27 protein-coding genes are annotated in these 24,422 nt (G+C 66.4%); 11 read left to right on the top strand and 16 right to left on the bottom strand.

What is annotated here, in order from left to right; translation table 11 throughout:
• Positions 1-15: 15 nt before the first annotated feature.
• Positions 16-1,266 (top strand): alpha/beta hydrolase family protein, encoded by a 1,251-nt coding sequence (locus GOPIP_RS10355; RefSeq protein WP_006369609.1) that lies wholly within the window; start codon positions 16-18, stop codon positions 1,264-1,266.
• A gap of 64 nt (positions 1,267-1,330) precedes the next feature.
• Here GOPIP_RS10355 and GOPIP_RS10350 read toward each other — a convergent pair whose 3' ends face one another.
• Genes GOPIP_RS10350 through GOPIP_RS10340 form a run of 3 tightly spaced genes read right to left on the bottom strand, consistent with a single transcriptional unit; the run spans position 1,331 to position 5,837 of the window.
• Positions 1,331-3,718, bottom strand: a complete 2,388-nt coding sequence (locus GOPIP_RS10350; protein ID WP_006369608.1) for a PEP/pyruvate-binding domain-containing protein — start codon at positions 3,716-3,718, stop codon at positions 1,331-1,333.
• On the bottom strand, positions 3,715-4,713 hold the full coding sequence (locus tag GOPIP_RS10345; protein WP_006369607.1) for a TIGR03617 family F420-dependent LLM class oxidoreductase: 999 nt from the start codon (positions 4,711-4,713) through the stop codon (positions 3,715-3,717). Before GOPIP_RS10345 ends, GOPIP_RS10350 begins: the two co-directional genes overlap by 4 nt.
• A gap of 8 nt (positions 4,714-4,721) precedes the next feature.
• Positions 4,722-5,837: an Rv3169 family protein gene (locus tag GOPIP_RS10340; RefSeq protein WP_006369606.1), complete on the bottom strand. Its 1,116-nt coding sequence runs from the start codon at positions 5,835-5,837 to the stop codon at positions 4,722-4,724.
• A 52-nt stretch (positions 5,838-5,889) separates the two neighbouring features.
• On the opposite strand from GOPIP_RS10340, the gene GOPIP_RS10335 reads away from it, so the two are divergent.
• A complete protein-coding gene (locus tag GOPIP_RS10335) occupies positions 5,890-6,495 on the top strand; it encodes a TetR-like C-terminal domain-containing protein (protein WP_006369605.1) in 606 nt (201 codons plus the stop codon).
• Positions 6,496-6,504: 9 nt separating this feature from the next.
• A complete protein-coding gene (locus tag GOPIP_RS29050; RefSeq protein ID WP_168436299.1) occupies positions 6,505-6,681 on the top strand; it encodes a hypothetical protein in 177 nt (58 codons plus the stop codon).
• A gap of 266 nt (positions 6,682-6,947) precedes the next feature.
• On the opposite strand, the gene GOPIP_RS10330 is transcribed toward GOPIP_RS29050, so the two are convergent.
• The gene (locus GOPIP_RS10330) at positions 6,948-7,430 is read right to left on the bottom strand and encodes an excalibur calcium-binding domain-containing protein (RefSeq protein WP_006369604.1); all 483 of its coding nucleotides are present in this window, start codon (positions 7,428-7,430) and stop codon (positions 6,948-6,950) included.
• 235 nt (positions 7,431-7,665) lie between these two features.
• Here GOPIP_RS10330 and GOPIP_RS10325 point away from each other — a divergent pair, with 235 nt between their 5' ends.
• Together GOPIP_RS10325 and GOPIP_RS10315 are read left to right on the top strand one after the other, a co-directional pair.
• Positions 7,666-8,394, top strand: coding sequence for a hypothetical protein (locus tag GOPIP_RS10325; RefSeq protein WP_006369603.1), 729 nt, complete (start codon positions 7,666-7,668; stop codon positions 8,392-8,394).
• Between the two features lie 259 nt (positions 8,395-8,653).
• Positions 8,654-9,757, top strand: coding sequence for a hypothetical protein (locus GOPIP_RS10315; RefSeq protein WP_035727668.1), 1,104 nt, complete (start codon positions 8,654-8,656; stop codon positions 9,755-9,757).
• Between the two features lie 17 nt (positions 9,758-9,774).
• On the opposite strand, the gene GOPIP_RS10310 is transcribed toward GOPIP_RS10315, so the two are convergent.
• Both GOPIP_RS10310 and GOPIP_RS10305 read right to left on the bottom strand, forming a co-directional pair.
• The gene (locus GOPIP_RS10310; protein WP_035727689.1) at positions 9,775-10,839 is read right to left on the bottom strand and encodes a fatty acid desaturase family protein; all 1,065 of its coding nucleotides are present in this window, start codon (positions 10,837-10,839) and stop codon (positions 9,775-9,777) included.
• 781 nt (positions 10,840-11,620) lie between these two features.
• A complete protein-coding gene (locus GOPIP_RS10305) occupies positions 11,621-11,824 on the bottom strand; it encodes a cold-shock protein (protein WP_006369600.1) in 204 nt (67 codons plus the stop codon).
• A gap of 108 nt (positions 11,825-11,932) precedes the next feature.
• On the opposite strand from GOPIP_RS10305, the gene GOPIP_RS10300 reads away from it, so the two are divergent.
• On the top strand, positions 11,933-12,151 hold the full coding sequence (locus GOPIP_RS10300) for a hypothetical protein (RefSeq protein ID WP_035727666.1): 219 nt from the start codon (positions 11,933-11,935) through the stop codon (positions 12,149-12,151).
• A gap of 76 nt (positions 12,152-12,227) precedes the next feature.
• Entirely contained in the window at positions 12,228-13,178 is a 951-nt protein-coding gene (locus GOPIP_RS10295) for an esterase/lipase family protein (RefSeq protein WP_006369598.1), read from the top strand.
• An 11-nt stretch (positions 13,179-13,189) separates the two neighbouring features.
• On the opposite strand, the gene GOPIP_RS28575 is transcribed toward GOPIP_RS10295, so the two are convergent.
• The 3 genes from GOPIP_RS28575 to GOPIP_RS10275 form a co-directional block, all read right to left on the bottom strand.
• Positions 13,190-14,081, bottom strand: a protein-coding gene (locus GOPIP_RS28575; RefSeq protein ID WP_373278833.1) for an IS5 family transposase whose coding sequence is annotated in 2 segments (ribosomal slippage) — positions 13,190-13,747 and positions 13,749-14,081 — 891 coding nt in all. Because the reading frame shifts where the segments join, the coding sequence is not laid out codon by codon here.
• A gap of 74 nt (positions 14,082-14,155) precedes the next feature.
• Positions 14,156-14,479, bottom strand: coding sequence for an AzlD domain-containing protein (locus tag GOPIP_RS10280; RefSeq protein WP_006369595.1), 324 nt, complete (start codon positions 14,477-14,479; stop codon positions 14,156-14,158).
• The gene (locus GOPIP_RS10275) at positions 14,476-15,234 is read right to left on the bottom strand and encodes an AzlC family ABC transporter permease (protein WP_050955253.1); all 759 of its coding nucleotides are present in this window, start codon (positions 15,232-15,234) and stop codon (positions 14,476-14,478) included. The genes GOPIP_RS10280 and GOPIP_RS10275 overlap by 4 nt, the downstream gene beginning before the upstream one ends.
• 18 nt (positions 15,235-15,252) lie before the next feature.
• Between GOPIP_RS10275 and GOPIP_RS10270 the strand changes: the two genes are divergently transcribed.
• Positions 15,253-15,870: a helix-turn-helix domain-containing protein gene (locus tag GOPIP_RS10270; protein ID WP_006369593.1), complete on the top strand. Its 618-nt coding sequence runs from the start codon at positions 15,253-15,255 to the stop codon at positions 15,868-15,870.
• 4 nt (positions 15,871-15,874) lie between these two features.
• Here GOPIP_RS10270 and GOPIP_RS10265 read toward each other — a convergent pair whose 3' ends face one another.
• The 3 genes from GOPIP_RS10265 to GOPIP_RS10255 all read right to left on the bottom strand — a co-directional run bounded on the left by GOPIP_RS10265 (position 15,875) and on the right by GOPIP_RS10255 (position 19,516).
• Positions 15,875-16,702, bottom strand: a complete 828-nt coding sequence (locus GOPIP_RS10265) for a maleylpyruvate isomerase N-terminal domain-containing protein (RefSeq protein ID WP_035727687.1) — start codon at positions 16,700-16,702, stop codon at positions 15,875-15,877.
• 160 nt (positions 16,703-16,862) lie between these two features.
• Positions 16,863-18,401, bottom strand: a complete 1,539-nt coding sequence (locus tag GOPIP_RS10260; RefSeq protein WP_006369591.1) for a 4Fe-4S binding protein — start codon at positions 18,399-18,401, stop codon at positions 16,863-16,865.
• 113 nt (positions 18,402-18,514) lie between these two features.
• A complete protein-coding gene (locus GOPIP_RS10255; RefSeq protein ID WP_006369590.1) occupies positions 18,515-19,516 on the bottom strand; it encodes an AurF N-oxygenase family protein in 1,002 nt (333 codons plus the stop codon).
• Between the two features lie 261 nt (positions 19,517-19,777).
• Between GOPIP_RS10255 and GOPIP_RS10250 the strand changes: the two genes are divergently transcribed.
• Positions 19,778-21,631: a cation:proton antiporter gene (locus tag GOPIP_RS10250; RefSeq protein ID WP_006369589.1), complete on the top strand. Its 1,854-nt coding sequence runs from the start codon at positions 19,778-19,780 to the stop codon at positions 21,629-21,631.
• An 8-nt stretch (positions 21,632-21,639) separates the two neighbouring features.
• Here GOPIP_RS10250 and rpsR read toward each other — a convergent pair whose 3' ends face one another.
• The 4 genes from rpsR to rpmB are packed head-to-tail and all read right to left on the bottom strand — an operon-like array spanning position 21,640 to position 22,664.
• Positions 21,640-21,909: a 30S ribosomal protein S18 gene (gene rpsR, locus GOPIP_RS10245; protein WP_006369588.1), complete on the bottom strand. Its 270-nt coding sequence runs from the start codon at positions 21,907-21,909 to the stop codon at positions 21,640-21,642.
• 49 nt (positions 21,910-21,958) lie between these two features.
• Positions 21,959-22,264 carry a 30S ribosomal protein S14 gene (gene rpsN, locus GOPIP_RS10240; protein ID WP_006369587.1) on the bottom strand — a complete coding sequence of 102 codons (306 nt, stop codon included), beginning with the start codon at positions 22,262-22,264 and terminating at the stop codon, positions 21,959-21,961.
• On the bottom strand, positions 22,264-22,428 hold the full coding sequence (gene rpmG / locus GOPIP_RS10235; protein ID WP_006369586.1) for a 50S ribosomal protein L33: 165 nt from the start codon (positions 22,426-22,428) through the stop codon (positions 22,264-22,266). The genes rpsN and rpmG overlap by 1 nt, the downstream gene beginning before the upstream one ends.
• Positions 22,428-22,664, bottom strand: a complete 237-nt coding sequence (gene rpmB / locus GOPIP_RS10230; RefSeq protein WP_006369585.1) for a 50S ribosomal protein L28 — start codon at positions 22,662-22,664, stop codon at positions 22,428-22,430. Before rpmB ends, rpmG begins: the two co-directional genes overlap by 1 nt.
• Positions 22,665-22,749: 85 nt before the next feature.
• Here rpmB and mrf point away from each other — a divergent pair, with 85 nt between their 5' ends.
• Positions 22,750-24,099 (top strand): ribosome hibernation factor-recruiting GTPase MRF, encoded by a 1,350-nt coding sequence (gene mrf, locus GOPIP_RS10225; protein ID WP_210739787.1) that lies wholly within the window; start codon positions 22,750-22,752, stop codon positions 24,097-24,099.
• Positions 24,096-24,380: a type B 50S ribosomal protein L31 gene (locus GOPIP_RS10220; RefSeq protein WP_006369583.1), complete on the top strand. Its 285-nt coding sequence runs from the start codon at positions 24,096-24,098 to the stop codon at positions 24,378-24,380. Before mrf ends, GOPIP_RS10220 begins: the two co-directional genes overlap by 4 nt.
• Positions 24,381-24,422 lie beyond the last annotated feature (42 nt).

The raw sequence follows: 24,422 nt of genomic DNA, 5'->3' as shown, positions 1-24,422 counted from the left end.
ACCATGGAGGTACTCATGACACAGCACCTGGCGATGTCCGACGAAGAGTTTGACGGACAGTTCAGTCGCACACGGCAGGCCGCGGTCGTCGGCGCCGCCGATCTCGGCGAAGCCCACGCCACCGCTGACCTGATCGGCGGGAGGTACAACACGCAACGCTGGTACACGCACTGGATGGCCCGCGCCGAATCGGTGCGGGAATCCGCCGAGACAGCACACGTCACCGGCCACCTCGTCACCGCCCATCAGTCGTACCTTCGTGCCAGTGAGTACTACCGGCAGGCGTACTACTTCCTTCGTGCCGATCTCGATGATCAGCGGTTGCACGACGCTTATCACGCGCACTGCGACACCTTCCGTCACGCCATGGAACTGTTGCCGCACACCTCGGTGCCCATCGTCGCCGACGAGGTCGCGATTCCGTACGCCGACAGTCGGTCCACGGTCGGCGGCCGCACCGGCATTCACGCCTGGCTCTTCCGGCCGGTGACCGACCTGAATCGACTTTCTCCGACCATCGTGATGCCCTGCGGATACGACTCCACTGCCGAATCGGGATGGGTCTTCGCCCAAGGCGCGCTCACGCGTGGGTACAACGTTCTCAGCGTGGAAGGACCAGGCCAGGGAGCGTCACTCTATCTGCACCGCATCTTCTTTCGACCGGACTACGAGCACGTCCTATCGCCGATCGTCGACTGGCTGATCGCCGCACCAGGCGTCGACCCCCAACGGATCGTCGCCATGGGCCGTTCCTTCGCCGGGTATCTCATCCCACGTGCGGTGGCCTCCGAGCCCCGCATCGTCGCGATGATCTGCGACCCCGCCCAACCCGACATGGGGGCGAAGATCCCCGGTGGCTGGAAGGGCCGTATCGCGGCACCGCTCATGACGGCCCTGAGCCGGGTCAGCCGGAAACGGGCCGACTTCTTCGGTGCACGCATGGCATCCCATGGAGTGCGCACCATTGCCGACTACCTCGCGGAACTCACGACCTACACGATGACCGATCGAGCCGCCGACATCGGTTGTCCCACAATGATCATCGAGTCTCCCGGAGATCCTGTCGGTGGGCACGGTGCGGAGCTCTACAATGCACTGGCAGTCGAACACAAGATGATATGCACGCCCGTGGCGGGTACCGGCATCTCCGGACACTGCGGCGGCGTGGGGCAGAAGGCGTGGGACGCGGTCGTTTACGACTGGCTGGACGACTGTCTCGCAGGCGTCGATTCGGCAACCGTCGGCGTGTCCGGAGCGCCACGATGATCTGCGGTCGTCCTTGATCGGGAGCCTGGTGTAGGCCGGTTCGTCACGTCAATGGTTCCTGACATCAACAAGGTTCGTCGTGATCGAGCCGCACCACGACCCCACGGTCCCCATCCACTCGCACTCGGTCACCGGTCCGGAGCAGGTGAGTGCCGACCAGGGTGTTCACGACGCAGGGTAAGCCGTATTCGCGGGCGACCACGGCACCGTGGGAGACCGAACTCCCGATGTCGGTGACCAGAGCGGCGATCACGGTGAAGTACGGCGTCCATCCGACGTCGGTGACCGGCGCGACGAGGATCTCCCCGGGCCGGATATCGCGCGCCTCACCGATCGTTTTCGCCACTCGCACTGTGCCTTCCACGACGCCCCTGCTCGCCGGTCGACCCACGATCCGGTCGTCGGCGATGTCACGCTCGGCGACGGTCAGGCGCGGGGACGGCCGCCCGACCGAGACGTCGTCGAATTCGAGAGAGTCCTGAAATGACAACGCCTCTCGTCGTCGAATGGCGCTCTGTACGAGGTCGGTGATGTCGTCGGCGTCGACGACCCGCCGCAACTCGGTCCGATCGAAGAAGAAGACGAGATCGGCGTCGGGGAGCCGACCGCTCTCGGCGAGCACCTCGCCGAGATGGCGGTAGCCCCGCTTGAGTTGGTGGGCCATCAACGCCATCCGCGATTTCGTCTCCTCGCGTCCACGCGCGCCGCCCTGCGCCAGGCGTGCCAGGAGGCGCATCGTCGACGACGAGTGCTCGGGTGTCGGGGCGCGGCTCGGCTCCCGACCGCGCTGCTCGGTCGCCGATCGCACCATGACCTGCATCATCGTTCCCAGCCCGGCGGGATCGTCGGCCCAGGACGGGTCGCGCATGCACAGTTCCCGGTATCCGCGATGGCCGTGGCGCTCCAAGAACTTCCGCAAGGCGACTCCCGCGTCCCCGGGCGCCGCGCGCAATGCGGTGACCGCGTCATCCGGTGCTGCGGAGAGGAATTCGTCGGCGATGGCTGTGTCGGCCGCAATCTTCTGCACGACCGCATCGAGTTCGCCGAGCATCTCTGCGCTCTCGACCCCCGACGCCCCCGCCATGAGACGGGCGGCCTGAGCTTTGCCCTCGTCCTCATCACGGCCGTCGGTGACCGCCTGGCGAACCATCACGCTCTCGAGGACATTGGCCGCGACGGCCGCGCGTGACGACGAACGGACGTGCGTGAGCGTGAAGTCGCAGTACAACTCCACACCGTCGTCCAACTGCCGCAGCACGACTCGTGGGTCCAAGCTGGTCGGAACCCGGAAACCGGCGATGTCAGAAGGCATCCGGCGGATCGCCGGCCCCACCGTCAGCGCATGGGTGGTCAGCCTGATCGTGTTGCCGAGCTTGCGCAAGAATGGTTGTGCCGGTTTCGGTTGCAGCTCGTCGACCACGCGGCCGCAGATCGAGGTCGAGAACTGTTCCAGCGAGTTCCCCAGAATCCCGGAACTCAGCGCCGTGCCCTCGGTGAGGTTGAGGAACATGTGGCCGTAGAAGTATCCGACCTGCAGCCACGGCGTGTGGTAACCCTCCTGTGCCCGCGCGACGACCTGAATCGTCTGCATCGCATAGTCGATCGCGAATCCGGACACCGACGCGGTCAACGGGCAGAACGCGCCCGGCATCATCTCGCCGATGTTGCACCGCGTGTACACGTGGTCGGCGCCGGCGACGGGGGAGTCCATCTCGTTGAGATCGCCCGGCAAGGTGGTGATCGGTCGGGCCTGCAACCACCAGAGGTCGCCCGACCGGTCGATGGCCCATTCGAGGTCCATCGGTGTGCCCCATTCGTGCGCCGCGCGCAGCGCACCCGCCCTGATCAGGTCGATCTCCTGCGGTGACAAGACCGGAGCGGCAACGTATTCCGCGACCACCGGTGCACCCTCCTCGTCGAGGACGAGGTGATCGGGAGCCGAGGTTCCGTCGACCAGCGCCTCACCGAGTCCGGCGACGGCATCGATCACCATGAGGTCGCGGCGACCCGACGCTGGATCTGCGGTGAACACCACTCCGGCGGCGCGCGAGTCGACCATTCGCTGGACGACCAGATTCATGGTCGCCGCGGTGTGACCGCTGTAGGCGGACGCGCGCGCGGAGTGCACCGAGGCGGCGCACGTGTGGATGGCCTCGGTCAAGGCGTCGATGGAGTCGACGCCGAGCACGGTGTCGTATTGGCCGGCGAAGGACTGTTCGCTCCCGTCCTCCCCGGCCGCGGAGGACCGCACGGCCACCGGAGTCGTTCCGGCGGCGGCCATCTCGCCGAACCTGGCCATCACGCGGTCGAGAGATCCGTCCACCGGGGCATCCGCGACCACGAAACCGACCGGGACGGGCAGCCCCAGAGCGCGCAGACGCGCGAGGCCGGCGGCTTTGCCGCCGTACCGGTCGTCGGTGATGTCGTCGAACTCGACGGTGGCCGCTGTCATCGCGAACCACCCAGCGCATCAACGATTTCGGCGAGTGCCTCGACGGCGATCGGGCCTGGCTGGTAGAGACAGATGCTGTCGGAGACACCGTCGACGCGGTCGCGGATGTGCGCGGCGATCTCGGCCGGCGTCCCACATGCCGCGATGGTGTGCAGCATCTCGTCGTCGATGAGCGCCGCCATCTCCTGCCAACGCCCTTGTTTGGACATCGCGTTGAGTTCGGGCTGCAGGTCGCCCCATCCGTGCGCGTCGAGCACAGGTCGGTATGCGGGGGTGGAACCGTAGAAGGCCAGCAACATTCGCGTCGAGGTGTGGTCATCGTCGTGGCCGGAGGCGACCGACACGATGATCTCGGGGATCACCGTGAAGTCGTCCGCTGCTCGCCCGGCTTTGGCAAGCCCGTCGCGTACTGCGGGCAGTGTCGTTCCGTGTAGGAAGCGTTTGGACCCGAACGGCATCACCAACAGACCGTCGGCCACCTCGGCCGTCACACGGGTGAGCCGAGGACCCAACGCGCCCAGATAGATCGGCGGCGGCCCATACGGATTGGGGCCGGGGTTGAACGTCGGGGTCATCAGCGTGTGGCGATGGTACTCACCGCGGAAGTACAATCGTTCGCCGTCGTTCCACGTCGCGAAGATCGCACGCAATGCACCGACCATCTCCGTCATGCGCTCGACCGGCCGATCGAACTCGGTACCGTAGCGTTTCTCGATCTGTGCGCGCACCTGGGTGCCGAGCCCCAGGATGAACCGTCCCTTGCTGAGCAATTGCAGGTCATTTGCCTGGTGGGCGAGTTGAATCGGGTTGCGCGGGAAAGCAATCGCGACGTTGGACATGAGGTCGAGTCCGTCGACCGACGAGGCCAGCACCAGGGGAGTGAACACATCGAACGGTCCCTCGAAGGTGAAGACGCCGGACGCGCCGGCCTCCTTGAGGAGCTTGGCCCGGTCCACGGCGTCGGTGGGTCCGAAGAGTGCAGTCATGATCTTCATGGGGTTCCCTACTTCGCCACGTCGGTCCAGTCGGAGAAGCCCGACGGATGGTGTGGGCCGATGATGCCGTGCTCGAACAGGCCTGCGCCGCGGTGTTGTCGGCCGTTGGCTTCGGTGCACATCGCACTCCCGACGTGATCGATGAGGCTGAAGGGTGCGCGGGCCATCACCTGCCCGTCCGTCAGATCGAAGGTGACGCGTTCGGCGAATGACCCTTCTTTCCACGTGCCGTGCGCCCACGTCGAATCGCCACCGTATCCCGACCCGAAGGCGATGGGCGCGAACAACTTCGACTCGACGTCGAGGGAGATCTGCTCGCCCGCGCGATTGAGGAACTCGATGTGCGCGCCGTGCGGAATCCTGGTCCCGGCGGTGTAGTGGATGGTGACCCGTACGCCGTCGAGTTGCTCGATTCGCCCATCGCGCCACCGACGGGTGCAGTCGTAGAGACTACGGTGACCGTCGGGGTCCTCCTGCAGGATGAGGAACAGGACGAAGTCGTCGAACGCCAAGGGCAGGTAGAGCCACCACATTCCGCGGAAAGCGGTGTCGGGACGTCCGGGCGGTTCCGGCTCACCGACCGGCCGGATACCCCACGACCGGTCGCGGCTCGCCACACTGGTGTCGTGCTCGACGGTCAGTCGTTCCCCGTCGACGTCAATCCATCCCTCCCAGGAACCCACCTGGGCAAAGCGGCACGCCTGCAACGTCACTCGCCGCTCGGTGAGCATGGTGTGCGGCTTCTCCAGCGCTGCCGGGAACAGTCCACGCCAGGTGAGGTCGGCGGCGATGCCCTCGGTCTCTGCGAGGGTCAGATGCATCTCCTGCAGCGGCTCGACGACGTCGAGGCGATATCCGTTGACGTTCTGGTGGAGTCGGTCGTCGTCGATCGCGTCGCTCAGATGAACAGCGGTCTGGGTGTCGCCGCGGCGGACGACGAAGTAGGCGTCCTTGACGCCCAGACGCGGGTAGTAGCCGATGCCGGTCAAGGCCATGAAACGGCCTTGCCGGGCGAGCACGTTGAAGTACGAGCGATCGTAGAAGTTCCGGTCGGAGGTGGCCGGCCAGGTGATCGGGGCCGGTGTCTGATGGATCGGATACTCGTCGAGTGGGCTCAGCTCCACCGAAACTCCCTATCAATACGATGCACATTGCATTGGAACTAGACTGTGATCCATGACACCAGATCGCCAAGGCGATAACAAGAGGTCGACGCCGGCGGGGCGGCCCCGCGATGGCCGGATCGACGCCGCGATCATCGCCGCCACCCGCGAGCTGATTCTCGAGACCGGCTATCCCGCGCTGTCGTTGTCGGCGATTGCCGCACGTGCCGGAACGACCACGGCAGCCATCTACCGGCGATGGTCGGGTAAGGCACAGTTGGTCCACGAGGCGGTGTTGTCGGCGGAGGTCTTGACGCCACCGACGGGGTCCGGGGACGTCCGACAGGACATCCGCGCGCTCGTCGAGATCGTGCGCTCGATGTTCAACCGGCCAGAGGTGCGGGTGGCGCTACCCGGGCTGATTGCCGACACCGTGGCGTCGCCTGAGGTGCACAACCAGATGATCGCCAGGCTGGCCGGCGACCTCACCGCCTTCGAGTCCCGCTTCGGTCAGGAACGTCGCGACGACGATCGACTGCCGATGCTCGCCGAGGTCGTCGCGGGCACCGCGATCTTCCGCATCCTCATTCGCAGCGATGCCGCGCTCGACGACGCCTGGGTCGACGAGATGGTCGAGCTGATCACCGAACGGTGGCCGAGCGACGGCGAGAGGTCGTAACCTGGCTCCATGGGACGCGGGAGCGGGCACGGAGGCTGGCGTGATCGGCTCAGCAAGCTGATCCCGCGACGTGAGAAGCGCGCCTATCACTCGACAAGTGGTGGGTACTCACCGATCGCGCCTCGCAACGAGGATGGGGAGCGCGGACCGATCATGCCCTTCAATGGCAACGGCTGGGGCCGCTGAAGACCCGAAAACCCTTGTCCGACAACTGTTTCGACGCGATACTCGACGTGGGCTGATTGATCGGTCGACTCGGGTTCGCGGCCGGCGGCCCAGCCGGATGCAAATATGGTTGACGCAGACACGCCGTGGCGAACCAAGGATTCGCGGCGTGTCGCGGCGGATCGGTGGGATCTGTATTCGTATCGGCGGGACTCGACCAGATTCCCCGACCGGTGGTGGCGGCACGCGGGGGCCGCGAACGATCGAGTGAACACCCAAGCGCGCGATCAGGATTCGCAAGCCACTCCGTCGCCGTCGCGGTCGAGTCCGGATCGGTAGCCGGGGTCTCCCACATGCAGCGGCGCTGCTCCGGCGGCGCGTGCCTGGGCGCAATTGCTGTAGTAGACGCTCGATCCCTCGTCGGTGGTCGGCGCCGCCGGCGCATCGGTGGTCGGGGTCGTCGTTTGGGGGATGAGCCCGCGCGCCACGGTCGGGCCGCCCGTTGGCTCGCTGGTGGTGGGCGCCGGCGTGGTGGTGCTCGCGACGGCGGAGGCGGTGGTGGTCTCGGTCATCGTCGCGGTGACCGTACTGACCACGGTCCGCGTCGCTGGAGCGGCCGCCTTGTCGCTGCCGTGCATGGCGGATCCGACCCCGCACGAGAACAACATGAGTATCAGGACCGTGATGATCCCCAGCCCGATCGCCAACGGACGCTTCTTGCGGCTGGGAGGGACCGGCAAAGGGGGTGGTGGACCGAATGGCGCTGTCACTGGTGGGGCCTCCTTTGCGCAGAGGAAGTCGCGGGCTGAGAGCATGTGAAGGAGAAGCGAGCGACAATTGTGTCGATTGTGCGCTCGAATCGACCGTGCTCGGTATCCGTTGACCGGACGAACCGGCCCATTCGGTGAAAGGCAAGAATTCTCTCGCTGCCGCCCTCCGACTGCGGTATCGCCCGCCGACTGCGATATTGTCCGACGTCGGGAACCGTCGATCGAGGAGTACTCAATGAAGATCAGCTTCCGCAGCCTCGTGGCCGCGGCCACCGTGTCCGTAGCGCTTGTCGCGGGTTCTGCATTGGGCGCACCCGCGGCGTCGGCGGCACCGACCGGAGAAGCGCTGGCCGCCAAGCAGGCTCTCGACGCGATCACCCCGCACCCCCAGGACGCGGCGAGTGTGATCGACGGAATCGGCGCGGCGAACGCCGTTCTGAAGAAGCTGGGCATCACCCCGTTCACCCCGACCATCGGTGCCTGCACCGACTTCACCTTCCCATCTGCGCTCGGCGGGGCGATTGCGGGGCCGTATACGCCGGGCTTGGGCAATTTGACCTTTCCTGTCGTCGGTGACATCAACGCCGTCCGGAAGGGTGAGGTCCTCTACGGCTTCGTTCCGGTCGGCACGTTCAACGACTCCGGCAACAAGTCGGGAATGCAGGTGGCGTGGTTCAACGTCAACACCTTCCAAGGCGGGTTGGGGGCGCCGATGAGCGGCTTGGCCGAAACTCTCGTCAACGCCGTGGCAAAGCGACTTCAGGCCGCCGGGGTTCCGGAGGCGCAAACCGTGGCAAACAAGGCGCTCGCCTCGGTGGTGAACGCACTGCCGTCCAACGGCGTACGCGGCGGCCTGGTCGACACCGGTTCGGGAACTGTGCTCTCGGCGATCTACGGCACCGTCAACAAGGGCAACGCGACGTGCTATTTCTTTCCGTCGCTGGGTATCGCCACCGCCCGCTGATTTCGACGGGCGGACTTACCCACTCTCGCGATTCACGAAAGTGATGGAAATCTTCATCTTGCCGAATTCGGTGAGCTGTGGTTGGGTTTCTCGTGGGCATGATGGCGAATGCCGGAGTGCGCGATCGGTGGGCCGGTCGGTGGTGTTGCAGTAGGGGGCATCATCGACGCGGAATGTGCCGGACCAGCGGGGGGTGAGGTCTGGAGGCGAACCCGCCGAAACCGACATTCTGCCGACGTCGAACCGGGATAATCGGGCGATGTCACGGCCCCAGAGAACGGCGGTCGTGGTCCGTAGCGCCTACGGAACCACGACCGTCGAATGGTTTCTGATATACACCATCGGCACGATTCTCGTCACGCGTGCCTATCTTCAGCTCACCGGCTATCCGCAGATCGGTGGCGGCACATTACACATCGCGCATGCGCTGTGGGGTGGAGCGCTGATGATGATCGCGCTGATCGTCGGGTGGCTGTTTCTCGGTGCCACCGTTCGCCTTGCTGCGGTTGCCCTCGGCGGCATCGGATTCGGGCTGTTCCTCGACGAGGTCGGCAAATTCGTCACCAAGAACAACGATTACTTCTACGGACCGTCGGCGGAGATCATGTACATCCTCGTCGTGGTCGTGCTGCTGATCAGCAGGGTGGTCCGAGATCTCGCGAAACCGACCGTGGCCGAGGCGCTTGCGAACGCCGCGTCGATCGCCGCCGACGGGGTGAGTCATGGTTTGCCGCCCCGTCGACGTACACAGGCACAGTGGTTTCTCGCCTATGCCGCCGATCGAGGTGGCGACCCGACGCAGATCGCCACGATCCGAGAGTTGCTGTCCACCAGCGCCACCGGTCCCGACCGGCTCGTGGCGTTGCGGGCTCGGGCCGTGCGGTTGATTCCCGGGTTCGCGCGCAGTCCGCGCTGGGTGACGGTGTTCGGCGCCCTGTTGGTGATCACCTCGTTGTGGGCGACCGTGCTCGGGGCGTGGCAACTGTTCGTCGGACACGTCGACAGCGGCGAACTCCACCTGTACCTCGAACTCAGTCGAAACCGGCACGCCGCATGGATTCTGTTCATCAGTGGCATTGCGACGGCGCTGATCTCGATACCGGGAATGATCGCCCGCCGACGCACCGAACGGGCCTGGCCGCTCCGTCTGCTGCGACTCGCCGCGCTGATCTTCACGCTGAGCAATGCGCTGGTCGACTTCGCGCTCGAGGGATTCGGCGCCCTGAGTAACCTCGCCGTCGGCCTCGTCGCACTGGCGGTGATGAATTACCACCTCTCGGCTCGGATGTCGGCCGAGGTCGGCGAATATGGGGTCGGCGAGAAGGGGGTCGGGGAAGTGGGGGTCGGGGACGTACGGGTCTGAGAGTGTGTGACGGGCTCTCAGCGATACATGCGAACCAGGGGGCAGGTGAACGGATCGCGTTCGCCGAGCCCGACCTGGTTGAGGTATCGGACGACGATGGCGTAGGAGTCGATCAGCGACGTCTCGGTGTAGGTGACCGAGTGGCGCGCGCAATGCGCCTGCACGAGCGGTCGGACCTTGGCGAGGTTGGGGCGCGGCATGCTGGGGAAGAGGTGATGCTCGATCTGATAGTTCAGGCCACCCATCATGAAGTCGATGATCCGCCCGCCGCGGATGTTGCGTGACATGAGTACCTGCCGGCGCAGAAAATCGACACGTACATCCTTGGGTACCAACGGCATACCTTTGTGGTTGGGGGCGAAGGCGCCGCCGAGCAGAACGCCGAACACGGCCATCTGGAGCAGAACGAACACGACGGCCTGGGCCGTCGTCATCACCACGAAGGGCAGGACGGTCGCCAGGCCGAGCCGGACCACGATGAGTGATAGCTCCAATACTCGATGCGGCACAGGTGCTTTGGATGTGAGTCCTTGGATACTGGCCACGTGCAGGGCGGCGCCCTCAAGGGTCAACAACGGAAAGAAGAACCAGCCCTGGCGACGTGTGAGCCACGCGGCGATGCCCGACCGCTGCGCCGCGACGTCGGGAACGAAGGCGATGGGGCCGTCGACGATGTCGGGATCGGTCCCGATCTGGTTGGGCGCCTTGTGATGACGATTGTGTTTGCCGCGCCACCAGTGCAGCGAGAGTCCCGCGCCCAGCGCCGCCACGATGCGAGCCGTCCACTCGTTGGCCGCAGCCGAGGCGAACATCTGACGATGGGCACCGTCGTGCCCGAGGAAACCGAACTGGGTACTGACCACTGCGAGCAGCACGGCGAGTGCCGGTTGCCACCACGACTCACCCAGGAGGAGAACCATCGTCCAGAGTGCGCAGAAACTCGCCGATGTGGCGACGACCCGGACCAGATAGTAGTTGCGGCGACGGTCGAGAAGGCCGGAGGCGCGAACCTCGGCGGCCAACTCCGTGTAAGAACTCACGAATTCGTTGCGGGGGGCCGAGATTTCTCGGGTGGGGGACACAAGTGCCTCGATCTGTGGTGCTGCGCGACGGCAGTGGAAGTGGTCGGGCTGACGTGTTGTGCGAGAGCAGAAGTCGGCCACCGGCCCGATCGGCGGGTGGACGCGTCGCGTGGCATCGACTGTGCGGCGATCTGAGCCGTCGGCGTCGTGCGACGCCACACTGAGTGAGATGTTCGTGCGGCCGGGTCGCGCGGTGTGCGCGGGCTACCAGGTCGACTCTACAGCAGGCGGCGCAATCGCAGGAGAAGACCGCCGACGGCGGAGTCCAAATCTTTACGACGGCGGAGGTGATGAAGCGTGGCCGACCGGGGTCGGCGGGCCGGCTATCGGCCGGATCGGCGACCACTCGAATCGCGTGCCGAATCCGCGGCCCGGCGCTCTGCGGTGTCGGAGAACACGAGCTGGAAAGACATCGGATTCTGTGTCAGATCGTCTGTCTGGGAGGGGTTTTCGTTTTGATGTGAAAAGAGGTTGTGGTCCATCGGGGTCCTCGATGTCTGTGGGTGACGCCGTTCGTCAGGGTATTTGCGAGAATCCGTCATCGTTGAGGATCTCTCACGGGTGACGATCCACACCGGCCGTCGGTGATGAGCGAGGCGAGTGTGTGGCTGCATCGCGCGGTGTGCGCGGGCTACGGGTTCGACCCTACAGCAGCAGACGGCGAGCGGCAGGCGACAGGCCGGTGGAAGGGCGCGGGTAATGGGCTCGGTGGACGGAGCCCGGATACGGCTCGGCCCCGACACCGAATCGGTGCCGGGGCCGAGAGGCCGTAGCGAGACTCTTACAGAGCGCTCACGTTGGTGGCCTGAAGTCCTTTGGCGCCCTGCTCGACGTCGAATTCGACGCGCTGGGCTTCCTCGAGGGTGCGATATCCGTTCCCGGTGATCGCAGAGAAGTGGACGAAGACGTCCTCACCCTGCTCATCGGGGGCGATGAAGCCGAAGCCCTTTTCGCCGTTGAACCACTTGACGGTTCCCTGTGCCATCCTGCTACTTCTTCCTGTTGCTTTGGGACGTCGATGCGACGACCCGTAACCAGGGTCTCATACTTTTCGTCGATACCTGACATCGGAGGGTCCGCGTACGCTTTCGCCATGACTGCAACCCGCGTTCCCGCGAAGTTCGAATCGATGTTCGGCGACGTCGGGATCGACCCCACCTTCGAAGCGGTCGCCGATGAGTCCGGAGTGGGCGTCGATGACGCGCGCGGCGTCCTGACCGGCGCAATCGATGATGCGGAGACGGTCCAGAAGATCGCCGACACCCTGTGCGTTGTCCCCGAGGCGCTCGCCGACCTGATCGCGGATCGGTAGCCGACACACCGACGAGTCCGTCGCCGATTTCGGCGATCACCCAATCCGTCGCCCAAGCGCTTGCTAGGTTGCTCGCATGAGATTCCGGGGGATCGTCGTCGTCATCGGTGTGCTCGCCGCCGCACTCACGCTGCTCCTCGGCTCGGGTGGCGGAATTGCCCGAGCCGATCTGCCGGTGACCTACAACTTCCTCGGCGGTATCCCCGACGAGCTCACCCACCCGGGCGGCTCCCTACCCGGCTCCAACGATTTCGGCTGTAAGCCGTCGCCGGCGCATCCGGAGCCGGTCGTGCTCGTGCACGGCACGGGTGGCTCACAGCAAACCAACTGGGGCACCTACGTGCCGCTGCTCAAGAACCAGGGATATTGCGTCTTCGCACTGACCTACGGAGCAATCGACGGAGCGCCGTGGCCGGTGAGCGCGGTGGGCGGCATGAAGCCGATGGAGTCGAGCGCGGCGCAGCTCGCCACCTACGTCGACAAGGTCCTCGCGGCCACCGGGGCCCGCAAGGTCGACATCGTCGGCCACTCCCAGGGCACGGTCATCCCGGACTACTACGCGAAATTCCTCGGTGGAGCGAACAAGATCGACAAGTACGTCTCGCTGGCACCGCTGTGGCAGGGAAGCAATGTCGGCGGCGCCGCCGTCTTGATGCCTCTGCTGCGTGGGCTCGGGTTGACCGACGCACAATTCCCGCTGTGTCAGGCCTGCGCCCAATTCGATCCGACATCACCGTTTCTGACCAAGCTGCGCGCCGGTGGCGTGTATCTGCCCAACATCACCTACACCAATATCAGCACGCGTTTCGACGAACTCGTCGTCCCGTATACCTCCGGGCAGCTTCCCGGTGGCGCGAATGTCCACAACATCGTTGTGCAACAAGGATGTTCGGTGGACTACACCGAGCATGCGGGTCTCGCCGGTTCACGTCGGGCGGCGTATTTCGTGCTCAACGCGCTCGACCCGACTCACCCGAAACCGGTGCCCTGTGACCGGGCCGCGCCGATCACGGGAAGTGCGTTCTAGGGCGTGTCTCCTTATTGTGTGAGGGTTTGCGTCCAGAGTCGGATTCCGGCCAGAAGGACTGTGCCGCGGTAGGTTAGGGCGAGTTTGTCGTAGCGTGTGGCGACTGCGCGCCACTGCTTGATGCGGTTTAAGAAGCGCTCAACGACGTTGCGGCCCTTGTAGGCTTCTTTGTCCAAGGAAATCGGGCGCCCTCCGTCGGAGCCCTTGTTCTTGCGGTTGGCGATCTGATCGTCGCGTTGCGGGATGATGGCCCGGATGCCGCGTCGGCGCAGGTTTTCGCGGTGGGCACGCCCGCAGTAGGCCTTGTCGGCCAGTATCGCCTCGGGGCGGGTCCGTGGCCGCCCACGTCCGCGACGGGCGACTTTGAGCTGGTCGAGCAGGGGCTCGAGCATAGGCGAATCACCGCCCTGTCCTGGACCACACAGGACCACGAGTGGCAGTCCACGTCCGTCGACCAGAGCGTGGACTTTGCAGGTCATGCCGCCGCGTGAGCGGCCCAGCGCGTGGTCAGCCGGCTCGTCGCCACGATTGGTGTAATTCGACAGATCCCCCTGTGTGGCGTGGGAGGGTCGTGGCGTGCTGGTGGGCGCGGGCGACGGTGGAATCGACCGACACCGTCCATTCGAGCACCTCACGCGCGTCGGCATCGGCGGCCAGCGCAGCTAGAATCTTGTCGTAGGTGCCATCCCCGCTGTAGCGGCGATGGCGCTTCCACACCGTCTGCCACGGACCGAACTCCGCAGGCAGATCACGCCACGGACACCCGGTGCGCGCCCGGTAAACGATTCCTTCGATCACCTGCCGATGATCGCGAAAAGGACGGCCCCGCACACCATCCGACGATGGCAAGATGGCTTCGAGCAGTAGCCACTGCTCATCTGTGAACACCTGAAATCTCGACACACCCAAAATCATGCGCTACAACAACACTCAGAATTGGGAGACACGCCCTAGGTCTTACCAAGGCCCGCCCGCACTCACGCCACGCCGAGCGCGCGCAGTCCCGCGGCGCTCGCGGCGGCGAGTACCACGACCATCATGATCGGCGCTTTACACAGTGCGGCAACGACTCCGACGGCCACACCGGCCGGACGCGCCCACCCCACCACTTCGTGGCCGGAGTAGAGGGCTCCGGTGAGGGCCACCGACACGAGCAGCACGACGGCGGCGCGGTCCATGAGTGCGGCGGCGCGCGCCGACACCTGGATGCGGTTACGCAACGCCGGGCCGGCGATGCGCAGCAGGTAGGTGCCGATCGCGAGAACCGCGACGCCGACGATGATTCCGGTGGAGTGACTCATGACGTGCCCGCCTCCGGACACTCGTCCTCGGCCACGGTTGCCGACGTCCGGGAACGGTGGCGGACGGTCGCCAGCACCCCGACCAGTGCGACGAGCACGGGCAGCCCGGCCGGCACGAACGGCGTCGCCGCCAATGCCGCGGCGCCACCGATGAGCGCGGCCGCCAGCGTCGCGCGATCACGCAGAGCGGGTAGCGCCAGCGCGGCCAACAGGGCGGGGAACGCCGCGTCGAGTCCGAGTGACTCGGGTGAGGCGACGAGCGATCCGAGCGCGGCACCCAGCGCCGCACCGAGCGGCCAGCATACGAGAATGCCTGTGCCGCAGAGGAAGAACACCGCACGCCCACGTCGGCGGTCGGTCTCGGCGGTGGCCAGGGCGGCGGTCTCGTCGTTGATCAGGTGTGCGCCGACGACCATCGGAATCCCGCGGTCGAGATGGCGACCGACGGCCAAGCCGTAACCGAGGTTGCGGGTGTTCACGAGCAGTCCGGCGGCCGCGCCGAGCAGCGGAGCGCCGCCTGCGGCGAGGACGGCGACGAAGACGAACTCCGACGACCCGGCCAGGACGACGGTCGCGATGATCACCAATTGCCACCACGCGAATCCGGCGCTGTGCCCGGAGACGCCGTAGGACATGCCGATCACCATCACCGACAGACACATCACCGCGACGGCGCGGATGGTGGCGCTGTCCAGGTCGCGCCACGGCCGTTGAAGCCTCCCGGCCGAAAGAGTCGTACTGTCTGGCGAACGCATGGCCACTATGATGAACACATGGCTCTTGTACGTCAAGGAGAACGATCGTTCGACGAAGCGAACGCCAGGCCCGGGGGTGCCTCGGCGTCGGTCGATCCGAAGAAGCTCGTCGCCGCCGGACTCAAGCGCGAGCGCACCCGCGCCGGCCTGTCGCTCGGCGAGCTCGCGCGTCAGGCCGGGGTCAGCAAGTCCACCTTGTCCCAGCTCGAATCCGGCGTCGGGAATCCGAGTGTGGAGACGATGTGGGCGCTCAGTACGGCGCTGGGAATCCAGTTCTCGGCGCTGCTCGACGCCCCGGAACGCAGGGTCGAGGTAGTGCGTGCGGGGGAGGGGCCGGTCATCGCGGCCGCCGACGCCGACTATCTGACGACGCTGCTGTCGGCGGCACCGCCCGGTTCGCGTCGTGACATCTATCTGATCCGGGCCGAACCGGGCGCGCCGCGGCGATCGGCTCCGCACGCACGCGGCGTCGTCGAGCACGTGGTGCTCAGCGCCGGCCGGGCATTGATCGGGCCGACCGACAACCCCGTCGAGCTCGCACCTGGCGACTACATCGGCTATCCGGGAGACGTCGAGCACATCTTCGACGCGCTCGAGCCGGGCACCGCGGCGGTGCTGGTCAGCGAATCGCTATAAGAAGTCAGGACGTCATCGTCTGACTGCGTGCCGCGGCGAGTCGCCGGTTGAGCCCGAGTGCCAGCCACGGCTTGGCGCCCCAGGCGAAGGCGCGGCCGCCCAACAACGCCGACCCGGGCGAGAAGCGGCCGTGCGCGGCGAGGACGACGGTCTCGGCGTCGATGCTGATGAAGACGTCCGGGTGCGGCGGGTCGGTGGGGTCGATCTCCAGACGGCCGTCGACGAACCGATAGATGATCCGCTCGGAGGTGCGGCGGATGCGGATGTCGTAGGTGGCGTTATGGCCGCAGCAGTGATGCGAGTCGGCCCACGGGCGCAGCAACTGATGGCCACCCCGTGTCACCAACGGGGCGATTGCCGGATCGATCTCCCACTGCTCGCCGACGGCACGAGCGATGTCCCGGCCCCGCACGGCCATTTCTCCGATGAGGATTCCCAGCGCGGTATCCGAGCGTACGCGTTGACGTCCGCCGATGCGCATCATCGGTACGCGTGCCCCGAAATGCGACACAGTGTCGAGGAGTTCGTCGAGGTCGGCGAGGAAGCGCTCACTCAGGGTGCATGTGTCCCGGGTGGGGAGGTTGGCGATCTGCTTGGCGTAGATATCGGCCAAAAAGCTTGGATGGCAGGGCCATTCGTCTTTGCCATGCACCAGGTCGAGGTAGCGGGAGGGTTCGCAGGCGATGTGGCCGACGCAGTCGGCCAGTGACCATCCCCGCCGGGATGCGACGCGCGCATCAGGGGTGTCGACGTCACGGACGAGTCCGGCGAAGCGCTCGCCTGTCGTTCGTGCCGCGTCGATGTAGTCGAAACGAGAGATCGTTCCGGGCATGCTCACCCCCATTCGCGCCGACGACGTTACTCGGCGGTGGGGAGATGCGCAGCAGGCGATTCACAGGCAAAAGTCAAAGGACGCCAAATCGTGACCGTTCCCGTTTTCCGGGGACATTCCGTCCACTAAAACGTGAGAGCTGTCCACAAATTCGTGGGGATCAGCTGCGGCCGAGTCGGGATAAAATCCCTCGCCGCGAGCCTCCCGCGGCGGTGAGCACGCCGCTCTCGAGGTCGTCGACGAGTGACCCGACCGTCTCCGCGGAGTCGGTCTTGTTGGTGCCGATGAACCCCGACGGCCCACGCCTGATCCATCCCGTGACGTACATGCCGGGCATCGCGTCTCCGGTCGATGAGTCGGCGATGACGCGTCCACCGGAATGGGGCACCACGCCCGCGGCATCATCGAAGGGTAGTCCGGGCACGGGACGGCCCCGGTACCCGATCGACGTCAACACCAGCCCGGCGTCGAGGACCTCGCAGGTGCCGTCGGGGCGGTCGGTGACCACCCCGTTGGCGCGGCCGTCGACGACGCGGATCTCGCGTGGCGCACGGCCGAACGCGAAACGGATGTGCGGAACCGTCGGGGTCGGGCGGGCCGCGATTTCGCCGAGCACCTCGAGTTTGGCGCGAGCGGTCGGATCGGTCGTGGACGCCGGGTCGGGGACGTCGTCGGCGTCGATGGTCACCGGGATGCCGCCGTCGACGAGCCCGACGAGTTCGGGCAGGGTGAACGCCGCGTGTTCGGCGCCGCGACGGCCGACCACCGTCACCCGGCGCACCGCGGATGAGCGCAACGCCGCGAGCGCACGGGCAGCGATGGAGGTACCGGCGAGATCGTCGGGATCGCGGACGAGGATGCGCGCCACATCGAGGGCGACATTGCCGGTACCGATCACCACCGCCTCGGGAGATGACAGGTCGACGTCGAGGTCGGCGAAATCGGGATGATCGTTGTACCACCCGACGAAGGAGGTCGCGCTGGTCACGCCGCGGGCGTCGGCGCCGCCAATCTGCAGACGCCGATCGGTGGGCGCGCCGCCCGCCCAGATCACCGCGGTGTGCCGGGCCCGGAGGTCTTCGAGGGTGAGGTCGCGGCCGATCTCGGTGTTCAGCCGGATCTCCAGACGCGGGTGGCCCGCGATGTCGTCGAACAGGCGCATGACGGTGCGGGTCGACTCGTGGTCGGGGGCCACGCCGAAGCGCGCCAGCCCGAACGGTCGATCGAGCCGCTCGTACATCGTGACGCTCACCTGTGGATACCGCAGCAGATCGTCGGCGGCGTACATCGCCGACGGCCCCGATCCGACGATGCCGACCGATACTTTCCCGGCCACCGCGAGCGCATCGGGGTGGCTGATCGGCGCGAGCGGCAACCGGCGGCCCGGATCGACAGGGAATCGGGCTTCGGTCAGCCCGATCCGCGAGCCAGCGGCACCCGAGGTGGTGCCGGCGTACATCGACGCGTTGATGTCGATGAACCGTTCCTGGCCGTCGGTGAGACGATGCGACGCCGTGATCGCGCCGACCGGGCACGCGGTGACGCAGGCTCCGCAATCGACGCAGGTGTTGGGGTCGATGTAGAGCATCTCGGCGATACCGAAATCGGGCTCGTCGGGCGTCGGATGGATACAGTTCACCGGGCACGCGTACACACACGACGCGTCGCCGCAGCAAGCCTGGGTGACTACATGGGGCATGGGATGGGCGATCTCTTGCTTCTACGGAAGGGACCGGACGCTTGCTACGCCGGTGATCGGCGACCGAGGGATGCGGCGACCGAGAGAGTCGGGGCGACCGATGGACGGGGCGATCAGGGCGCGGTGTAGACCGGTTCGCTGCGGAACCGCGACGACCGGCCCGAGATGCCGAGTGCACGCCACAGCGTCCGGGAGGCCGGATTCATCAGGCCGCACTGTTCGCCGAGCATCCGGACATCACCGAAGACGTTGCGTCGCACGCGCTTGGATTCCGGTGACCGCCAGAAGATCTCGCGCATCACTGCGTCCGGGACGTCGAACTCGCGACGGAAACTGCGCGGCGGCACCATGATCGCGCCCAGCAGCAGACGCATCGCGATCGGTAGCGCCAGCGACAGGACGAAGCGCTGGAAACGGTTCTTCTTCGGGACCGTCTCGCGCAGGTGGTGATGGGCGAAGGAGATGTGGCGCGCCTCCTCGGCGACGTGCAGCTGCATCACCGCGGCCATCGCCGGGTGCAGGCTGTCGGTGGTACGCAGGAAGTCCTTCTGCAGGTGATCGATCGGCTCCTCGCCGCCGAGTACGCCGAAGAAGAAGACCGTCGGGAAGATCGTCGACACGAGGGGAACGAACATCGAGACCCGGCGATAGAACGTCTTGGCCCCGGGAACATCCATCCCGATGCGGTTCACCAGCTCCTGGAACATCAGGGTGTGGTTGCACTCCTCCTTGGATTCGTGCGTGGTGTAGCGAAACCGCTTGTCGCCGTTGTCGAGTGCGAAGCTGTACTGCATCAGGCCGCGGATCAGGATGGACTCGAACTGCAGGCCGACCTTGGCCACGTTGGCCTGGCGCCACATGCCGATCGCGATCTGCTTGTCCTGCGGGAGCGCCTGATACCACGGGTGGCGCCCGATCGGGTCGACGTCATACGACAGGATCCACCGCGGGTCGTCGGGGACGACCGCCATCTCCGGGGCGTCCCAGTCGATGTCGAGGTAGGGGTCGAAGTTGCGGTGCACCGACGCGGCCGACAGGTCTTCGAGGACCTGGTTGTAGTTGTTGTCGGCGTCGGACTTGTCGTGTTCGGGGACGTACTTGAGAGCCTGGGTCATCGTCGGTCTCCTCCGAGATCGGTGGGGCGTCGTACGCCGGTGGCGTCGGGCGTGATGCGACAACAATCGTTGTCATTGACGGTAGGGGCGCCCACCCGCTTGTGTCAACAGTCAATGTCACAGTCGGCGGTGTGCCACGTGTCCTCATGTTTGCCGGATGCTCGTACGGTATTGCGCGGTTCGCCCCTTACCTACGATCGACCCAGCCGCCGTTCGACTTCGTCTGGCTCGAGCACCGGCATTCGGGAGACGATGTGGGTCATGGAGAAGATCCTGATCGTCGTCGGAGCGATTCTGCTCATCGTGGCCGTCACCGAGATCGCTCCGCGTATTCGTGTGCCCGCGGCACTCGCGCTGGTGGTGATCGGCGCGGCCATCGGCATCATGCCGATCGTTCCGGCGCTGCACCTGGACCCGGAATGGATTCTCGTCGGCGTGCTCCCACCCTTGCTCTACGCGGCGGCCGTGCAGATGCCCGCGATGGAGTTCCGTCGCGACTTCGGGACGATCAGCGCGCTGTCGGTGCTGCTCGTGCTGGTCAGTGCGCTGGCCCTGGGGTTCTTCTTCCGGGTGGTGGTTCCCGGGATCGGCCTGGCCACCGGGGTGGCGCTCGGGGCCATCGTCAGTCCCACCGACGCGGTGGCCACCTCGATCGCCAAGAAACTCGGCGTGCCGTCGCGGGTGACCGCGGTGCTCGAGGGCGAGAGCATGCTCAACGACGCCACCTCGCTGGTGCTGTTGCGGGCCGCGATCGCGGCCACGGCCGCGACCATCTCCTTCTGGGGAGTGCTGGTCAACTTCGTCTACGCGGTGGTGCTGGCCGTGGCGATCGGCGCGGTCGTCGGGATGCTCAATCTGCGTGTGCGGGCTCGCGTCCACGACCCGGCGGTCAACACGGCGATCTCGTTCACCGTGCCGTTCCTGGCGTATCTGCCCACCGAGGAACTGGGTGCGTCGGGGTTGGTCGCGGCCGTCACGGCCGGGCTGATCACCGGCGCGGGGGCCACGCGATTCCTCACCCCGCGCCACCGCATCTCCGACACCCAGAACTGGCGGATGGTCGCGATGCTCGCCGAGGGCGGCGTCTTCTTCCTCATGGGCCTGGAGTTGTTCGGCCTCATGGGAGACGTCGTCAACGAACACAACGGGGTGCAGCACGCGGTGTGGCTCGGTCTGGCAGCGCTCGGGGTGGCGCTGGCGATCCGGGCCGTCTACATCGTGCCGCTGGTGTGGTGGGTCGATCGCCGACGCCAGCGCGGCGAGGCGATGCGGCCGATCCTGGAGAACTACACCGCGACCGCCACGGCAGGGGCGTCGAAACGCGACGACGCCCGGGTCCGCCGCCGATTCACGCGGTGGCGACGCCGGTTCCACCTCCGTCGCCATCCCGACCCGGACAAGACGTCTCCGACGACGATGTCGCCGGAGACCGCGGGTCGGATCAACGCGCGGATCACCCGGGCGCTGGCCGACATCGACTACTACGACGACGCGCCCTTGGGGCGCAAAGAGGGCGTCATCATGGTGTGGGCAGGTCTGCGCGGCGTCGTCACCGTCGCCGCCGCTCAGACCCTGCCCGACGACACCCACTCCCGCTCACTGCTGGTGCTGACCGCGTTCGTGGTGGCGGCCGCGTCACTGCTCCTCCAAGGCGGGACGCTGTCGTGGCTGATCCGCAGACTGCGACTGCCCGACACCGTCGAAGACAAACGCGCCGAACGCCTGCGACTGCGCGCCGACATGGACGCCACCATGCAGGCCGCAATGGCGCAATCCGAGGTGGTACGTGAGATCCCTTGGCTGCGTGCGCGTATCGAGCAGGCCACTCGTGAGGCCGAAGACATCGGTGAGGAAGATGCCGACGACGAGGACATGATCGACGGGGACAGAAGCGAGGGGGCGAACCCCGGACCCGTCATCGGAACGGGCGCCACCTATGGCCTGAACCTCGCCGAGCGCGCACAGATGCGGGCGGTGCGCCGGGAGATCATCGCGGTCCAGCGTGCACGCCTGTTGAGTCTGCGCCGCGAGGGCAGCTACTCGTCGGAGGCGTTGTCGCGAGTCCTCAATCAGCTCGACGCCGAGGAGATCAGCCTCGAGCTCCAGGGCGGTTGAACCCGGCGTCAGCGTCGGGAGTCGAAGGGCAACAACGCCATTTCTCGCGCATTGCGGATCGCGGTGGCGACCTGACGCTGCTGCTGTGGGGTCAGACCGGTGACCCGACGCGGGCGGATCTTGCCGCGATCGGAGATGAACTGCCGGAGTGTCTCGATGTCCTTGTAGTCCACCGGATCCCGACCGGTCGGGTGTATGCCCATGGCGGTCAGCTTGTTTCGTGCTCGTTGCGGGGTCTCGTCACGGCGCTTGCCGCGCTTGGTGTTCGACGGGGGCATGGATGTCCTCCTGAAGGGGTGGATGGATGTAGAAGGTGTCGGTGCGAGGTCACCAGCTGGATTTTGCGATCCCGGGCAGCTCGCCGCGATGTGCCAACTCGCGGAAGCGGACTCGGGAAAGGCCGGCCTTGCCGATGTAGCCCCGGGGACGGCCGTCGACGGCGTCGCGGTTACGGATGCGCACCGGGCTGGCGTCGCGGGGCAGTGCCTGTAGGCGGCAACGGGCGTCGTCACGCGCCTGCGGGCTCGCGGTCGGATCGGCAATGACACCCTTGAGGTGCGCGCGCCGCTCGGCGTAGCGGGCGACGATCTCCTTGCGCTTCTCGTTCTTGACGATCTTCGATTTCTTGGCCATCAGCGGTCCTCCTTGAAGTCGACGTGCCGTCGAACGATCGGGTCGTATTTCTTGAGGACCATGCGATCGGGATCGTTGCGGCGGTTCTTGCGGGTCACGTAGGTGTATCCGGTGCCGGCCGTCGAGCGGAGTTTGACGATCGGGCGGATTTCGTTGCGGGCCATCAGATTTTCTCCCCGCGAGCGCGGATCTCGGCGACGACGGCCTCGATGCCGCGCCGATCGATGGTCTTGATTCCGCGGGCACTGACCCGCAGCGTGACGTGGCGGTCCTCGCTGGGTAGATAGAACCGGCGTCGTGGGATGTTGGGATTCCAGCGGCGATTGGTCCGCTTGTGTGAGTGCGACACCGACTTACCGAAACCGGGTGTTGCGCCGGTGACCTGGCAACGCGCAGACATGCACACCTCCTTATTGAAAACGATTGGCGTTAGAACCCGCAGAAGGCTACCGTGAAAGCCCTGTAAATGAAAATTGTTGCCAACAATGGAAGGGGTGATCGAGATCGACCCGCACTCGCACGGGACCGGTGGCCCGACGCGCCGCCGGACGCCGGTCACACTCGTCACCGGACTCGATTCCGCCGCGGTCGGGCGCGCAGCCCACGCACTCGTGATGGCCGGCACGGTGCTGGTGCACCACGATCTCGGTGCCATCGCGTCGGGCCGGGTGATCCGCACCGTCACCTCGGTCAGCCCCGACGGCTGCGCCGTCGAGCAGATCACCGAGGTCGTCCTCGAGCACGGCTGCGTCTCCTGCACGCTGCGTGAGGACCTGTTGCCGCTGCTACGTCGGCTGCATCAACGGGACTCGGTCGACGAGATCGTGTTGCGTCTCGACCCACTCGTGGAGCCGGAAGCGTTGAGCTGGGCCATCGACAACGTCATCGTCGCCGACATGCCGGGTTTCGTCGACGGTCCGGCCGGGCGGGACGTGCAGATCACCGCGACGATCGCCTGCGTCTCGGAGATGGGATGGCTCGAGGACGCCACCGGTGACGTCACCCTGGCCGAGGCGGGGATGGGTGTCGACGACGACGATCGCACCCTGGCCCAACTCGCGGTGGGACAGGTCGCCTTCGCCGACGCCCTGATCATCGCGGCCGCCGACCCGGTCATGCGTGACGCATGGCAATCGGCCCGGCTGATGGCGGTGCTGCGTCGGGTCGCACCGCGCGCACCGATCCTCATGGAACTGCCGCAGCGCCGGTTGACCGCGGTCACCATCATGCAACTGCTGCGCGCGATCCCCGACGATGCGCGTCGTGGCCGGATCGACGGCCCGCACGATCCGCTGCTGCGCCACCAACCGCCGCTGGTCGACGAATGTGGGGTCGGCATCGTCGAATTCAACGCCGATCGTCCGTTCCATCCCGGGCGGCTGCACGAGGCGCTCGACGCCCTCCTCGACGGCGTCGTGTGTGCACGCGGCCGACTGTGGCTGGCGACCCGCCCCGACCAGGCGTTCTGGTTGGAGTCGGCGGGGGAGGCGCTGAAGGTGGCCGAAGGTGGCCGGTGGCTGGCCGCGATGGACGCCGACGAACAGGACGAGCAGGACCCGGAACGACGGGCGATGGCGGCCCTGCGCTGGCATCCCGAGCACGGCGACCGGCACAGCGCACTCGTCGTCATCACCCATCGCGCCGACCCCGACCACATTCGTCACGCGCTCAACGGCGCCTGCCTCGACGACCACGAGATGGCCGCCGGCCCCCGGGCGTGGGCGCACTTCCCCGACCCCTTCGGCACCGAACACACCGACCCGTGCGACGACCTGACCCTCGGTGACCCCGCACTCGCCGACCACACCGACATCCCTCGAGAGGACCACCCATGAAACCCGGCATCCACCCCGACTACCACCCGGTCGTCTTCCGCGACGCCTCCACCGGCACCGCGTTCCTCACCCGCTCGACGATGACGTCGGAGGCAACCGTGGAGTGGTCCGACGGCAACACCTATCCGCTGGTGGTCGTCGACGTGACCAGCGACTCGCACCCCTTCTGGACCGGGGCGAACCGTCTGGTCGACACCCAGGGTCGTGTGGAGCGTTTCCGCCGTCGGTACGGCGATCGGGCGAATCGGACGAAGGGCACGCCCGCTCCCGCGCCCGAATAGGCCCTCACCAGCGGCGACGGCGTCGTCCTCTGTTCGATTGGT

It is taken from the genome of Gordonia polyisoprenivorans NBRC 16320 = JCM 10675 (genome assembly GCF_000241325.1).
In the GTDB taxonomy this organism is placed as follows: Bacteria; Actinomycetota; Actinomycetes; order Mycobacteriales; family Mycobacteriaceae; genus Gordonia; species Gordonia polyisoprenivorans.
Note: the sequence above shows the minus strand (reverse complement) of the source record. Positions and strands in the feature narration are given on the sequence as shown.